14 protein-coding genes are annotated in these 15747 nt (G+C 42.8%); 7 read left to right on the top strand and 7 right to left on the bottom strand.

What is annotated here, in order from left to right:
- Positions 1–27 precede the first annotated feature (27 nt).
- The 4 genes from ABIC84_RS07855 (at position 28) to smc (ending at position 7303) form a co-directional block, all read left to right on the top strand.
- Positions 28–1002, top strand: coding sequence for an aspartyl protease family protein (locus ABIC84_RS07855; protein WP_426581013.1), 975 nt, complete (start codon positions 28–30; stop codon positions 1000–1002).
- Complete coding sequence (locus ABIC84_RS07850; RefSeq protein WP_429263216.1) at positions 1002–2429, top strand: hypothetical protein; 1428 nt, start codon at positions 1002–1004, stop codon at positions 2427–2429. Before ABIC84_RS07855 ends, ABIC84_RS07850 begins: the two co-directional genes overlap by 1 nt.
- 241 nt (positions 2430–2670) lie before the next feature.
- Positions 2671–3456, top strand: a complete 786-nt coding sequence (locus ABIC84_RS07845) for a PhzF family phenazine biosynthesis protein (RefSeq protein WP_426581009.1) — start codon at positions 2671–2673, stop codon at positions 3454–3456.
- Between the two features lie 304 nt (positions 3457–3760).
- Positions 3761–7303 (top strand): chromosome segregation protein SMC, encoded by a 3543-nt coding sequence (gene smc / locus ABIC84_RS07840; protein WP_429263215.1) that lies wholly within the window; start codon positions 3761–3763, stop codon positions 7301–7303.
- Between the two features lie 73 nt (positions 7304–7376).
- On the opposite strand, the gene ABIC84_RS07835 is transcribed toward smc, so the two are convergent.
- Genes ABIC84_RS07835 through ABIC84_RS07820 form a run of 4 tightly spaced genes read right to left on the bottom strand, consistent with a single transcriptional unit; the run spans position 7377 to position 10529 of the window.
- Positions 7377–8903, bottom strand: a complete 1527-nt coding sequence (locus ABIC84_RS07835; RefSeq protein WP_429263214.1) for a S41 family peptidase — start codon at positions 8901–8903, stop codon at positions 7377–7379.
- A gap of 54 nt (positions 8904–8957) precedes the next feature.
- Positions 8958–9566, bottom strand: a complete 609-nt coding sequence (locus ABIC84_RS07830; protein ID WP_429263213.1) for an HAD family hydrolase — start codon at positions 9564–9566, stop codon at positions 8958–8960.
- Positions 9566–9865, bottom strand: coding sequence for a hypothetical protein (locus tag ABIC84_RS07825; protein ID WP_429263212.1), 300 nt, complete (start codon positions 9863–9865; stop codon positions 9566–9568). The genes ABIC84_RS07830 and ABIC84_RS07825 overlap by 1 nt, the downstream gene beginning before the upstream one ends.
- A 4-nt stretch (positions 9866–9869) precedes the next feature.
- Positions 9870–10529, bottom strand: a complete 660-nt coding sequence (locus ABIC84_RS07820) for an ABC transporter ATP-binding protein (protein WP_426580999.1) — start codon at positions 10527–10529, stop codon at positions 9870–9872.
- A 388-nt stretch (positions 10530–10917) separates the two neighbouring features.
- Here ABIC84_RS07820 and sucC point away from each other — a divergent pair, with 388 nt between their 5' ends.
- The gene (gene sucC / locus ABIC84_RS07815) at positions 10918–12111 is read left to right on the top strand and encodes an ADP-forming succinate--CoA ligase subunit beta (RefSeq protein ID WP_090532025.1); all 1194 of its coding nucleotides are present in this window, start codon (positions 10918–10920) and stop codon (positions 12109–12111) included.
- A gap of 122 nt (positions 12112–12233) precedes the next feature.
- Here sucC and ABIC84_RS07810 read toward each other — a convergent pair whose 3' ends face one another.
- Positions 12234–12947, bottom strand: a complete 714-nt coding sequence (locus tag ABIC84_RS07810; RefSeq protein WP_429263211.1) for a PH domain-containing protein — start codon at positions 12945–12947, stop codon at positions 12234–12236.
- A gap of 122 nt (positions 12948–13069) precedes the next feature.
- Positions 13070–14056 carry an acyl transferase gene (locus tag ABIC84_RS07805; RefSeq protein WP_429263210.1) on the bottom strand — a complete coding sequence of 329 codons (987 nt, stop codon included), beginning with the start codon at positions 14054–14056 and terminating at the stop codon, positions 13070–13072.
- A 231-nt stretch (positions 14057–14287) separates the two neighbouring features.
- Here ABIC84_RS07805 and ABIC84_RS07800 point away from each other — a divergent pair, with 231 nt between their 5' ends.
- Positions 14288–14767 (top strand): DUF1203 domain-containing protein, encoded by a 480-nt coding sequence (locus tag ABIC84_RS07800; RefSeq protein ID WP_429263209.1) that lies wholly within the window; start codon positions 14288–14290, stop codon positions 14765–14767.
- A gap of 93 nt (positions 14768–14860) precedes the next feature.
- A complete protein-coding gene (locus ABIC84_RS07795; protein ID WP_429263208.1) occupies positions 14861–15538 on the top strand; it encodes a lipid-binding SYLF domain-containing protein in 678 nt (225 codons plus the stop codon).
- Between the two features lie 52 nt (positions 15539–15590).
- On the opposite strand, the gene ABIC84_RS07790 is transcribed toward ABIC84_RS07795, so the two are convergent.
- Complete coding sequence (locus ABIC84_RS07790) at positions 15591–15731, bottom strand: hypothetical protein (RefSeq protein ID WP_167516217.1); 141 nt, start codon at positions 15729–15731, stop codon at positions 15591–15593.
- Positions 15732–15747: the final 16 nt, after the last annotated feature.

Raw genomic sequence — 15747 nt, 5'->3', positions numbered from 1 at the left:
GGGTCTGACAGGTATATACTTCATACCATGTTCAGGGTTTACTTATTGTTCGCTTTTTTAACTTTCTGCTGTTTGGGTGCAGCGGGAAGCGGGAAAACGACCATTAATGGCATCACCTTTAAAAACGTACAACCAAACCCGGATCCTTCACCAACCGGCGATTTTAAAACCTTGGTCATCCCCATAAAAAGAGCTGGTAACCTGATTGTTATTGAAGCCCAGATCGATACCCTTGAAGGTAATTTTGTGCTGGATACCGGCGCGCCGTACCTGGTTTTAAATGAAACCTATTTTAGGGATCTGCCACACGTAGCTGAGCAGGAATCTGCAGGAATCAACGGCGTTGCCGGCAGTTCTTTTACTACTTATATCCGTAATTTTAACATCCTTGACCTACATTATCCAAGGCTCAGGGCCGATGTTACCGATCTGTCTTCTATCGAAAACAGCAAAGGGATCAAAATATTGGGATTGCTGGGTACCCGGTTATTTTCAGATTTTGCCATTACAATCGATCTGTTCCGTAATACACTATATATTCAAAAGCTTGACGAAAACGGCAATATCCCTCCGGCTGAGAAAGTATTTCATGACCGGTTTATGGTAAGCCCTTTCCGCATACTTAATGATGTTATTTTAATGAAGGGTACTGTTAACGATAATTCGCTTTGGTTCGCTTTTGACAGCGCCGCAGAAACCAGCTTGCTCGATTACAGGAGATCAAAAAAGCTAATGCCCGATATGGAGGTAGTTAGCCGCTCAAAAATTATGGGGATTGGCGGTACTTCTATCGAGGTGATCTATACCCGTTTTGATAACCTGGTTGTGGGCGACCGCAAGTATATGAAAAACCGGATCCTGATCACCAATCTCGAAAAAATGGGGAACGCTTATGGTTACACAATAGATGGTGTATTGGGTTACGATTTCTTTGTAAGGGGCATATTCACTATCAACTTTGTTAAAAAAGAATTTGAAATGTACATTTACAATAATCAGTAATGAAAAGAGGGGCCTATATAGTTATTGTTTTTTTTGCGATGGTTTGCATGGCTTTGTCTGCAAGCGCGCAAAAACGCGGTAAGCTGGTTATGGGCGGCGATAACCTGAGGCTGCTCATTGATATGCGGTCGACTAAAGCGGAGGTAGATAGCTTGCTCAAAAAAGCCGGGTTAAAAGGTGCAAATGCCGCTGCTATTTTGAAGGGCGATTTTACCGCCCTGAAAAAAGACGGCTGGACAATGGCCGAAAAACAGGGAAATGTAATAGAGTTCGACAGGCCGCTTGAGGCCCTTAACCTGAACCCACAAGTTACTCCTTACCTGATAACTACTAAAATAGATAACAATGATAATGAGTCGCCGGGGTATCCGGCTGATGTTAATTTCGGTATCAATAACTTTGCTAAAGTCACTGTTCATGAATTAGCATCTGGTTTAACCCGTTTCTTTTTGCCCGGCTACGCCCAAAGTAAAAGGGTACTGCTATCAGGCAACTTCAATAACTGGAGCACCCTTAAAGGTATCATGGCCAAAACCGACAGCGGTTGGATTGCCGACATAAAGCTGAAACCCGGCAAATATGAATATAAATTTATTGTGGATGGCCATTGGATCAGCGACCGTTATAATAACCTGGTGAGCGACAATGACGATAATTCGATATACTTTCGTTATAACTACACTTTTAAGCTGAACGGATACGTCAATGCCCGTAAAATAACACTGGCGGCGAGCTTTAATGATTGGGACCCTAACAATATCGTCCTCGAGAAAAGTCCCAAAGGCTGGCAAAAACAGCTTTACCTGCACGAAGGTACACAGGCATATCGTTTCCTGGTTGATGGCAAATGGATCACCGACCCGGCTAATCCCAATAAGATCCAGGCCGCTGATGGATATACAAACTCAATACTGAACCTTGGCGAAACGGTTGTGTTTAAGCTTGATGGTTATACCAGCGCAAAAAAAGTGTACGTAGGCGGAAGCTTCAATAATTGGGAGCTTGGCTTGATCCCGCTTACCAAAACCAAAACGGGCTGGGCATCGGCCTTAATTATTCCGCCGGGCAATTATGGCTATAAGTTTGTTGTGGATGATAACTGGATCACCGACTCCAAAAACCCTCGTAATATGATGGAGGGCGGCGTTGTTAATTCATATATTTCGGTGAAGCCAAATTATACGTTTAAGCTAAGCGGATTTAATAATGCTAAGAGCGTTCATTTAGCGGGCAGTTTTAATAACTTTGATGATTTTGGTTACACACTTGCTTTTAACGGTAAAGAGTGGACGGTAAGTGTTTACCTGAAACCAGGCAAGCAACTGTACAAGTTTATTGTGGATGATAAATGGATGATAGACCCGGGCAATAAACTTTACGAACCTAACCAATATAATTCAGGTAATTCCGTTTTATGGATCGAGTGAGAAAAGGATCAAGAGATAAGAACCAAGAAATAAGAACCAAGAGGTAAGAATCAAGAGAAAAGAATTAAGAAGCGGGAAAAATATAATTACAGATCCTGAGTGATAAAGATCTTGATTCTTACAGTATCGTATCTTGATTCTCATAGTCTTGCATCATGATTCTCGTATTCTCGCATCTTGATTCTCATATTCTTGCATTTTGACGCGCACCTCGCTATATTAGCTAAAATACAATATTTTTATGACCATCCCCATATACCAGGCCGACGCGTTTACCGATAAGCTTTTTGGCGGTAACCCGGCGGCTATTTGCCCGCTTAATGAATGGCTGCCCGATGTTACCATGCAAATGATAGCCATTGAAAATAACCTTGCCGAAACCGCTTTTTTTGTGAAAAACGGGGATGGCTACAAATTGCGCTGGTTTACACCGGAGTATGAGATTGACCTTTGCGGGCATGCTACGCTGGCATCGGCACATATCCTGTTTTCGGAACTGGGCTATGAGGGTGATACCATTCATTTTGAAACTGTAAAAGCCGGAACGCTCGCCGTAAAGCGTGATGGCGATAAATATACGATGGATTTTCCGTCGCGCCCACCAATCCCCATTGAGGCGCCGAACGGACTGGCCGAAGCGCTTGGCGAAAAGCAGCCTATAGCCTTTTTGCGCTCGCGCGATTACTTTATTGTTTATGAAACTGAACAGGATATCAGGGAGCTTACGCCCGATTTCTTTGCCATGTCAAAAATGGATACTGTGGGTATCATAGCTACCGCACCTGGCGAAAACTCTGATTTTGTTTCCCGCTTTTTTGCGCCCGGCGCAGGTATTCCTGAAGATCCGGTTACCGGATCTGCACATTGTAACCTGATCCCGTACTGGGCAAAACGCCTGGGTAAAGATACGCTTCATGCCTATCAGCTCTCAGCCCGCCGCGGCGAACTTTGGTGCGAGCTTAAAGGCGACCGCGTGTTGATGAGTGGCAAAGCGGTTACTTATTTGAAGGGGGAGATAAGGGTTTAAATTATAAATTGTCATTACGAATATGTAAAAGTCCGGCTCGCTAAAGATAAATGGCAAAAAAGGAGTTGTCACCCTGAGTTACCGAACGGTTGAGTGCAGAGGCCTGCCCACCATCCTTCGAGGAACTCAGTATGACACCCTTTTTGAGTTGTCATCGGTAGGAACAAAGCAATGACGTTATACAAACCCTGCCAGTAACCTTTTGCCTTTATCCTTTTACCTTTAACCTCAAAATATATTTAAAAACTTAATTATTTATAATTACTTTGGAGGTTTGGACTTTGCAAGGTACTTAATAAATTAAATGCAGCTTACCCGTTTAGAAATCAAGGGCTTCAAGAGTTTCGGCGATAAAATAACCATCAATTTTAATGAGGGTGTTACCGCTATTGTAGGCCCTAACGGTTGCGGTAAGTCAAATGTTGTTGATTCTATCCGTTGGGTTTTGGGTGAGCAAAGCACCCGGATGCTCCGTTCGGAAAAAATGGATAACGTTATTTTTAACGGTACCAAAAGCCGTAAATCAGCTAACCTTGCCGAGGTTTCCCTCACTTTTGATAATACCAAAAACGTACTACCTACCGATTATTCGCAGGTAACGCTTACCCGTAAACTTTATCGCACAGGCGAAAGCGAATACCGACTTAACGATGTACAGTGCCGTTTAAAGGATATTACCGATCTTTTTTTGGATACGGGTATCGGCTCCGATTCCTATTCTATTATCGAGCTCCGGATGATCGATGAGATCATTACCAACAAGGAGGGCTCACGCCGTAACCTGTTTGAAGAAGCATCGGGCATCTCCAAATACAAGCTTCGTAAAAAGCAAACTTTCAGCAAGCTGAAAGAGACAGAGGCTGATCTGGCCCGTGTGGATGACCTGCTATTTGAGATTGAGAAGAACCTCAAATCGCTGGAGAACCAGGCGAAGAAAACTGAACGATACTATCGCCTCAAAGAGCAGTATAAAACATTGAGCATTATGCTGGCTTCGTTCAGGATCGTGGCTTTCAGCGAATCATTGAAAAAGATAGAGGAGCAGGAGCTAAAGCACAAAGCCGAGAAAGGTGATATCGTAGCCCAGATTGATACTTTGGAAGCAACGCTGCAACAGCAGAAGCTGGATAGTATCACCAAAGAAAAGAACCTCTCTGTTCAGCAAAAAACTACTAACGAATTTGTTTCAAAGATCCGGGCTTACGAAAGCGAAAAGAAGATCAAGAATGAACAGTTGAAGTTTCAGCAGGATAAAGAATCGCGTCTGACTGAAGAGTTAGAACGGGACAAAAACCAGCTGAACCACGTATTATACAATATCAAGCGTTTAAGCGAGGAAAAGACTACTGAGGACGAAACCCTGCAAACTATTCAAAGCAGGGTAACTGATTTAAAGGAGGCTGTTGACGAATTACGGGCACAGCAAACCGAAGCACGTAACGAGCTAAACGAGCTTAACAATGTCAACACCCGCCTGCAAAACCAGGCTTACAAAGCCGAAAAGGATCTGGACATCTTACAGATCCAGCAACAGGCTTTAGAACAGGAAAGCCAGCGGAATATGGAAGATACCACCAATAAAGAGGTGGAGCTTTCGCACTTTAACCAGGTGGTTGCCGAGCTGCAATACCGCAAGGAAACGCTTGATGATGAGTTTCAGCAGGCTGTCGAGTTTGAAAATAAGTTAAAAGAACAAATTGCCGAAACCGATGTCGAGTTGAATTCGGTTAAGGATACCATTATAAAAGAGAGCCGCCGCCTTGATGCCAAGCAAAACGAATACAACCTTACCAAAAGCATGGTTGATAGTTTGGAAGGTTTCCCGGAGTCAATAAGGTTCCTGAAAAAGAATACCGATTGGGCCAAAAATGCACCGCTGTTTAGCGATGTGCTTTTTTGTAAGGAGGAGTTTCGTGTAGCCATCGAAAACTATCTTGAACCGCTCATGAACTATTACGTAGTTGAAAGCTATGACGACGCGGTGAAGGCCATCAACCTGCTCAGTAATTCGGCTAAAGGGCGCGCAAACTTCTTTGTGCTGAACAACTACGCTGATGAAGCGCCCGCACAAATCAGCTTCGAAAAGGAAGGCGCTATCCCTGCGCTGAGTGTTATTGAGGTTGATAAACATTACCTGCCACTTTGTAATTACCTGCTTAGGGGTGTTTACCTTGTTGATGACGATAAGGAGGGCCAGATCAACAGTGAAGTTTTACCGCAGGGGGTAGTGCTGATAGGTAAAAGCGGTAAATTCAATAAATCAAAACATACCATGGCCGGTGGGTCGGTGGGTTTGTTTGAGGGTAAAAGGATCGGCCGTGCAAAAAACCTGGAAAATTTAGCCAAAGAGATTCGCGGGATAGAGAACCAGATAGGGACGTTCCGTGCAAAATCTGATGAATTGCAGAACAAACTTGCTGCTTTACGTTCGTCAACCAAGGCAGCTGAGATCAATGAGCAGCAACAGATCCTGAACAGGTTAAATAATGAACTTATTACTGTTAAAACCCGCCAGGAGCAGTATCAGACCTTTATTGAGAACAGCCTTAACCGCAAGGAAGATATCGCCCGCAAAATTGCAGGGATCAAAGATGAAATGGCTGCCCTGCAGCCGCAACTGGCCGAGCTGAAAACCCAGCGGCAGATTCAAAGTGATTTATTGGCCGATAAGCAGATGGCTTTTAATGAACTGAACGAATACGTATCCGTACAGTCAAACGCCTACAACCAGGAAAACATCCGTTTTCATCAGCAGCAAAATAAGGTATCGGGTTTAATGAAAGACCTTGACTATCGTGATACCCAGCAGGAAAGCCTTGAAACACGTATCCGCCAAAATAGCAGCGAGCTTGAAAAAGTAAAAGTTGCTATACAGGAAAACCTGAAGCTGGCCGATAACTCCGACGATAACCTGCTCGAAATGTATGAGCAGAAGGAAAACCTGGAAAAGGCTACACAGCAAGCCGAACAGGAATACTATCAATGGCGCGGCCTGATAACCGAAAATGAGAACCAGGTAAGCTCATTAAGGCGTAAAAAAGAAAACAGCGAAGTTATTGAGAACGAGCTGCGCGACGAACGAAATAATTTAAAGATAGACCTGAATGCGCTGAAAGAGCGTCTTTCGGTTGAATTTAATATAGATATTGAAGACCTGCCCGAAAGCGAAGTGCCCGAGGGTGAAAGCGAACAGGACCTTCGGGAAAAAGCTGAAAAGCTGAAAAAACAACTGGATGATTTTGGGGCCATAAACCCAATGGCGGTAGAGGCCTATAACGAAATGAACGAACGTTATACTTTTATCCAGGCGCAAAAGAAAGACCTGAGCGAAGCCAAAGCCTCATTATTAGCTACTATTCAGGAGATTGACGACACCGCGAAAGATAAGTTCATGACCGCGTTTATTATGGTGCGCGAAAACTTTATCAAAGTATTCCGCTCACTGTTTAATGAAGAGGACTCATGCGATCTGATCCTAACCGATCCTGATCATCCGCTCGAATCGGATATTGATATCATTGCGAAGCCAAAAGGTAAACGACCATTATCTATCAACCAACTATCAGGAGGGGAAAAAACCCTTACGGCAACGGCTATACTGTTTTCGCTGTACCTACTAAAGCCTGCACCCTTCTGTATTTTTGATGAGGTTGACGCGCCGCTTGATGATACCAATATCGATAAGTTCAATAACATTATCCGCACCTTCTCCAAAGACTCTCAATTCATCATTGTATCTCACAACAAACGCACTATTGCCAGTACAGATGTTATTTACGGCGTAACCATGGTTGAGCAGGGGATTTCCCGCGTTGTCCCTGTTGATTTAAGGGAACTGGCTGATTAGAGCTTAAAGCCTAAGGCTATTAATAAAAAAGGCGAAAAGCTTTTCAGCCCTTCGCCTTTGATACCGAAAAATTTTATTTCTTCTTTTTAAACACCGATGGCGTTTTAAGCATCAGGCCTTTTACTTTACTGCGGCTAAATCTCTGCTCCATCGTGCGTTTCTGATCGGCCGAAAGTACGTTTTTTGATGAGGTAGCTAAGCTTTGCGTGGTTACTGAACCGGTTTTATACTTGCCGGTTGTGATATAACTTAAAGCCTGTGCTAATAACCCTTCTGTAGGGTCGCCGAAATCTTTGGTCAGGTCGTCGGTAGCGCCGATACCTTTATAAGGATCCTTCCCTGGCGTCATACCGGTATAGTAGTCGCCATTATTCGCCGAGTTCCTGGTAGAGAACATTGGCATATACAACTGGTATTTATTGATGTCAATGCCATAAAAACCAACTGGTTTACCGTATGTTGTTGCTCCTATTAACTGAACCTCAAGCTCAGGGATAAGGTTATTAATGGTTAACTCGCTTGCCGAGGCAGTACCGCTGCCAACAATAAAGAAGATGCGGCTTAAATTGAGCGAACCCTGTTTTTGAAAATTCACAGTTTGGTTGCTCACCGAGAAAAAGCCCTTAGGGATGTCATAGAGGTTTTTTAGCAAGGTATAGTTATCGCTGGTGAGCTTGTCATTGAAATAAGCGGTATACATTTTACTGCCGTTTTTTGCAGAAGGCACCAAAAGGTTATCAAAATATTCGGCAGTCTCCACTGATCCACCGCCGTTATATCTTAAATCAATGATTAGATCGGAAATACCTGTGAAGCTATTTAAGGCCTCTAATATTTTGGGTTTGGCATTGGCCAGATCTGTGAATGAATTGAAAACCATATAACCGGCGGTTTTGCCCGAGCCGGCGTCCAGTGTTTTATAAGTAATAACAGGGTTTATGGTATAGTTAGCAGTATTAAGCGTTACATCAACGGTAGTATTATCCGGTCCGGCCAATGTCATGCTGATAGTTTTGCTGTATGCATAGGCCTGTATTACAAATTGGGTAGTCGAACCTCCGTCATCGTAAGCAAGGTCGGTACGCCCATTTATTTTGGTGATCTGATACCCGCGTTTAATACCTACTTTATCAGCAGGTGAACCAGGGTATACATATTTGATCCTCAGATCCGAACGCGTAGGGTAGAATACCGAAAAACCGAAGTCGCCGCCATTACCGCTCAATTCATTTGATACCGATCCATCATCAATAAACGAATATTTGGCCGTGCCGGTATTATCATAATATTCGTACGGTTGAGAGCTTGCCGGATTTATGGCATATTGCGATAAATGGTCAACCTCGCTGCTTAACCCGGTAATAGTATCAGTACTGACATAGTTACGGGGCTGAAAGTTTTTATAGGTTGGAAGCTGGTTGTACCACAAATAGGTTTCCTGTGGATATAAAAAAACAGAATCTCTTATACGATCAAGCGCGGTGCCGGTGCTTGACGGTCCCGAGGTGTCATCATCGCCATTATCCAGCGGTTTGTTTTTTTTACAGGCTGATAATGAAGCAATGGAGATAAGGATTAAAAAGTAAAATATTTTTCTCATCAGTTTGAGTTTAAGTATTTAAACGCCTTGTTAGTAAGTATGTTATAGCCAATGCTATAAAAAATCTTTTACATTGATGCTGTCAATGCCGCTTGCTTCGGCGCACAGCCTGTCGGTTTCCGAGTTTTCAATCATCACTATTTCTTTACGCTGGATTCCATGTTCCTGAATAAGCAGGTTAATCACATCGGGTTCGGGTTTTGGTACGGTTTCTTCCGTAAAATAGCAGCGGAGATATTTTTCCAATCCGTGCCATTCGGTTTGTTTAATTTTATTTACCTGTTCCTTAACATTGCCGTTAGTTACAATAAACAGTTTTTTGCGGTCGACCACAATATCCTGCATCAAGGTAAGTATATTTTGATATAAAAGCAGTTTTAGCGGTAATTTGGCAGTTAAAAGCAGATTCTCAAATTTATCGCGGTATTGTTCAGCCACCGGGAACTGCTCCGTCAAACGGTTAAACGCAGTATCCTTCCCTTCGGCTATATACGTATCCGTTAATACTTTGGTTGCCGCTTTTGCATCTGTCAGCTCAATATATTCAAGCATATTTGCAAACAGGTAATAAGCCTGAAAGTAGTAATCCTTTGCCGGATAAAGCACATCATCTAACTCAAAAATAAAAGCTGTTTTACGTTTATCAATATCCTTATAGTCCATTAAGCAATTACGTGTAGGTTTATATCGTATTCATTAAAAAGGGTTTCGGCGTTTAGTAAGAGTGTTGTTTCATCAGGCCTTAATAAATAAACCGAATCGATGCTCTTATCCAGGCAAAGCGTTAGCATTTCATGCGTATAACTTGCCGAAGCTGGATTGGGCAACATTATCATTTTGCCCGTTTTTACCATAAAATCGGGCAAGTCCATATGATCACCCAAAATAATATTTTTTCCTTCAAGTTTGTTTTTGAGCTGGTAGGCTTGTGCCGACGTGGCGGCGGTAATTAAAATGCTCATATAGCTACTGACCGTTAACAATTAAACCATCTCTCATTGTAACTGTACGGTCTGACAGGTTTGCAAGATCTTCATTATGAGTAACAATTACAAAGGTTTGCCTGAAATCATTCTTCAACTTAATAAATAATTCATGAAGCTCGAGCGCGTTTACCGAATCAAGGTTGCCTGAAGGTTCATCGGCAAAAATAAGTGCCGGATTGTTGATTAACGCACGTGCCACAGCTACCCGTTGTTGCTCACCGCCCGATAGCTGGTTAGGTTTGTGGTGTACCCTTTCTTTCAAACCCAGCAGGTCAAGCAGCTCTGCCGCTTTTTTTTCTGCTTCAGATTTTGATTTTCCTGCTATAAAGGCCGGGATGCAAACATTTTCAAGAGCGCTGAACTCGGCCAGTAGATGGTGAAACTGGAATATAAAGCCAATCTGCCGGTTCCGGAAATCGCTTAGTTGTTTGTTGTTTAGTTTGTTTAGTTCAATATCATTAATGGTTAAAGTGCCCGAATCCGGCCGGTCAAGGGTACCTAATATGTTAAGTAACGAGCTTTTTCCGGCACCTGAAGCACCAACGATAGTCACTATTTCGCCCTTTTGTACCTCAAGGTCAACGCCCTTTAATATTTGTAACTGTCCGTATGATTTATGGATAGATCTGGCTTTAAGCATTTGGCAAAGTTAACGGATTAGCTGGATTTATTTTGTTGGGATTACACCGATTGATTTATGATTTCACCGATTTTTACCGTTGATGATTCTTGATTATGCCGACACCCGATTTTTCTGATTTGACGAACATTCTATTAATCTTAAAATCCTGTAAATCCTGATTCTGGCAAAGAGCTGTATGAGATGATTTAAGCAGGCTCTCAACTGAAAACAAATTGTACCATTTTTCCTTTGCTGTGTTGCGCCTTAGTTTGCTTAATATTCGATTCCCCATGTTTCTTGTACTTTGTAAATACAATGTTATTTACCCGGATAAGGGCAAATAAACTGAAACAAGGTGTTTACCGTTTCAAACAAAATTGTAGCTTTACCGCAAATTCTTCAAAACATGAATATTCACGAATATCAGGGTAAAGCTATATTAAAAAGCTATGGCGTTAGAGTTCAGGAAGGCATTGTAGCCGATACTGTTGAGCAGGCTGTTGAGGCTGCCCAAAAATTGAAAGAAGACCTGGGCTCAAGCTGGGTAGTGATCAAAGCACAGATTCACGCAGGTGGCCGTGGTAAAGGCGGCGGTGTTAAGCTTGCCAAAAACATCGACCAGGTAAAAGAACATACCGGCAATATTTTAGGTATGCAATTGGTAACCCCACAAACTGGTCCTGAAGGTAAAAAAGTTAAGAAAGTTTTAGTTGCACAGGATGTTTACTATCCGGGCGAAAGTGAAACCAAAGAGTTTTACATGAGCGTATTGCTTGACCGCGCCCGTGGCCGCAACATCATCATGTACAGTACCGAAGGTGGTATGGATATTGAGGAAGTTGCACACTCAACCCCTGAGCTTATATTTAAAGAAGAGATTGATCCTAAAGTTGGTTTACAGGGCTTCCAGACCCGTAAAATAGCCTTTAATCTTGGCCTTGAAGGCGAAGCATTTAAAGACATGACCAAATTCATTGCTGCTTTATATAAAGCCTATGAAGGTACCGACTCATCGCAATTTGAAATTAACCCGGTTTTAAAAACCTCTGATAATAAAATTTTAGCTGTTGACGCTAAGGTAAACCTTGACGATAACGCGCTTTACCGTCATCCGGATTACGCTGCAATGCGTGATACCGATGAGGAAGATCCAACCGAGGTTGAAGCCAGCAAATCAAACCTTAACTATGTTAAGCTTGATGGTAACGTAGGCTGTATGGTTAATGGCGCCGGCTTAGCTATGGCTACTATGGACATCATTAAAATTGCCGGGGGCGAGCCTGCCAACTTCCTTGACGTAGGCGGTACGGCCAACGCGCAAACTGTAAAAGCTGGTTTCAATATCATCCTTTCAGATCCTAACGTAAAAGCCATCCTGATCAACATCTTCGGTGGTATCGTTCGTTGCGACCGTGTTGCGCAAGGTGTAATTGATGCTTACAAAGAGATCGGTAATATCCCGGTGCCAATTATTGTTCGTTTACAGGGCACAAACGCTGCCGAAGCAAAAGAACTGATTGATAACTCAGGTTTGAAAGTTTACTCGGCAATATTGCTGAAAGAAGCTGCAGACCGTGTTAAAGAGGTTTTAGCGCTTTAATTCTTTTTAGAGATTAGAGGCTGGTGATTAGAGATTAGTTGCCAGCCTATAGATAAAAAAGGAGGCTATATCACACATTGATACAGCCTCCTTTTTTATAAGGATACCATGCCCCCAAAAGACTATAAGTCACTCAGGAGGTCAAGTTTTTTTGCATTATATTCTTCCTGCGAGATAAGACCGTTATCAAACAGGGTTTTTAGTTTTTTTAGTTTTTCGGTAAGCTCATCAGGCTTTGGTGCGGCAGGCGGAGGTGTTTCCTGTACAACAGGAGCAGGGGCCGCGACTGGTGCGGGTGGCGTTACCGGTACAGCAGGTGCTGTATAGCCATTTGGTTGAGAAAACGGCTGAGGCGATGCCGGTGCTACAAAAGCGCGGGCAGGCGAGTTTTCCAGCTGGATAGCACCTGATTCGGCACGTTTTTGCTCCAGGTCGCGCTGACGGCGGGCTTCACGCTCAACTTCCTTACGTTCCTGGGCGTACTGGTATAATTTACGGCCCTGAACTTTAGGCAGGTAGTCAACAGCCATTTCGGCGCCACCGGTGGTTTTTACGCTGAAAATGGAACCGATAATTTCTTCCTTGGTATATACGTCAACGATATCTTTCCAAACAAAATCAACAAACTTGATAGATAGCCCCAGGTTGGCAGGGGTAAAAAACAATACACGTTTGTTGGTAATAGCTATACAATCAGGAAAAAGGTTTACCAGCGGCTTTTTCTGAACGGCAATGTAGATAACCTCTTCGCCTGAAGAAAGCAGGTCAACAAGGCGTGAATAAACCTTTTCAACTGTTTTAGGGTCCTGTTCCTCGTTTAAAAATTTCTCAATCATATTTTTAGCATTTATGATGCGCGCAAAAATAACAATTATACCTGTTAAAGAGTCAAGAATCAAATGTTAAGAATCAAGTTTTCCTGAAACGCGATTCCTGACGTCTTGATTCTCAAATGGTATTAAGCAATCAACAAATTACATCCGCGGATGTCTGACTGGTCAAACCGGCCCAATACTTCAAAAGAGCCATCAGGGTAAATCCTGCCCAAATCCTGCGTAGCAATAAACGCGCAGGAATTGATATTGGCCAGGTCAATAACGCTGATGCCGCCTGTTTTACCAGTTTGTAACGTACTGAGCGGATCGTTAGTATCCCGGATGATGATCTTCATCCATGGCGGGCAATTGAAAATGCCGTCGCCTTTGGAGTAAGCTTGTGACAGCAGCTCCGTCATTCCATATTCCGAATGAATCTGTTCTACACCAAAGCCTTTGCCCAAAATGGCGTGTAACTCCTCGCGAATCATTTCCTTACGACGGCCTTTCATGCCGCCTGTTTCCATTACAATAAGCTCAGGAAAGTTAACCTGGTAGTTTTCAATAAAATCGAGCAGACCGAAAGTAACACCTATTAAAAGCGTAGGTTTCCTGGCATCCTGCTGTTTTTTAAGTTGATGAAACAGCTCGTCATGATTGTACAAAAAAAAACCGCTATCCGGGTGATTTGATTGTTTAATGAGGTCATCAACCATGTAAATGAGCGATGAACCTTCACGCTCCAGATATGACGGGAGCAGAGCCAGTACGGTAAAATCCCTGATATCACTATAAAAAATATTGAAGGCACGCCGAAAGCTTTCCTCATACCAGGTTATATCGGTAACCCAGTGACTGCTGGTGATCATCCCGGTAGTACCTGAACTGGTAAAGGTTACTTCAAAAGGCTCACCGGTACTTAATATGGTATGTGACTTAAAAAATTCGATAGGTAAAAATGGGATCTGGCTGTAAGATGTAATTGATGATGGATCAATTTTTAATCCCTCAATAAACTGCCTGTAAACCGGGTTATGCTGTGCCTGGTAATTGAAAACCTGCAAGGCTGTTTCATCAAATCGTTCATCAGTATCGATAGAAAATACCTGTTGTTTTCCGGGCTTGTCCATTGAGGCAAAGATAAAGTAAATATGCAGATGTGCGGATTTCAGATGTGCAGATTATCTGAACCGGGATTAAACTGATGTTGGGATTAACGGATTTGCTTTCAAACTATTTATTGGCATCCGGTGAATCCTTCAATCCTATAAATCAACGTTCGTTCAAATAAACTCCGCAAGTTTCGGGTTGAAACGCTTTGTTTATCGCGCGACCTTTGATCTATCTAAAAAACAATAATCATGAACATATTTAAAATTGTACCGCTATCAAAATCATTCGCCAAAAAAATAAGGACAACCATGACCGACGATTTTGGAGGCGAAGTGGTTGAACAACTGGCTACCGGGCTTGGGCCATGCCGGGTTTCACTTAAACCCTTTGAACGTAACGTGGATAAACGCCTGTTGCTAAAACATTCGCCTTTTGAAATCGAAAATGCCTATAACCAGCCCGGACCTATTTTTATTCACGCTGAAGATGTGGAGGAATACAGCGACATTTATCGTTTCCCGCCGGAGATTAAGGCTAATAAAAAGAGTTTCCCGCTGTCGCTTATAGGTTACAGCAAAGCGCAGCAAATGGTTTTAACCCGGCTTGTTGGTGATGCCGATGTTGATGAACTGATCAGCGGAATATTTGCTGAAAATGATAATGTTGAATATCTGCATGCCAGAAATGCCCAGGCATGTTGTTTTATATGCAAAATTGAGCGTGTTTGACTTTCCTATTACATAAAATAAAAAAACAAGTACGTGTTTTGGGGGTTAGTTAAGTATTGAATATATAATTAATAATATTAATCATCCATCCCCATGAAAACATTGAAATTCTTGAGACTCCCGATTTTGTTAGGTCTCTTTTTTGTAATGATATCGGCAAAACCAGCCGACGACAGCAAACAGACAGAACGCATCCATAATTCGTCAAATGTGTTAAAAGAGTTTGCCAAGATGAAGGAGAGCATCCCGCATCAGTTATTGGAAGAATACGAAGGCATTGTTATTATCCCCAAACTCATCAATGCCGGATTTGGCATTGGCGGTAAACGTGGTAAAGGCGTAGCCATGGTGAAACTGGGTAATGGCAAATGGAGTGATCCGGTGTTTGTTACCTTAACAGGCGGTAGCTTTGGCTTGCAAATCGGCGTACAATCCGTTGATCTGGTGCTGGTGTTCCGCCATAAAGGTGTTTTAACCAAAGTTAAGAATGGTGATTTTACTATCGGCGGAGATATTTCTGCAGCAGCCGGTCCTGTTGGCCGCAGTTCGACTGCAAGTACCGATTATAAGCTGCAGGCCGAAGTTTACTCATACTCACGCAGCCGTGGTTTGTTTGCCGGGATAACTATCAATGGCTCAAACCTGGGCATTGATAAGGATTCAAATGCTGCTTATTATGGAGCCAAAGCCACCTCGCAGGATATTTTTGCGCAGGCAAGCAGCAATACAGAGGCGGTTAAAACATTAAAAGAAACATTGGCCGCGTTTTAAAAACAATGAGCTGATAAACAAAATACCCGGCTAAGTTCCGGGTATTTTTGTTTTAATGCTTTTGAAATGCCCGTTTAAGCAGTAGTCCCGAAAGTGCTGACATGCCGCCCACTAAGCCTCCTAAAATGCCGGTTACAGCTAATATATAGCCCCAGCCAGGCAGATGAAATAAATGGGCTATCCTTGTAGCCATGATATGGTCATTGGGT

Source organism: Mucilaginibacter sp. 3215, from assembly GCF_050433785.1.
Lineage (GTDB): Bacteria > Bacteroidota > Bacteroidia > Sphingobacteriales > Sphingobacteriaceae > Mucilaginibacter.
This window is presented reverse-complemented; position numbering and strand designations above follow the sequence as displayed.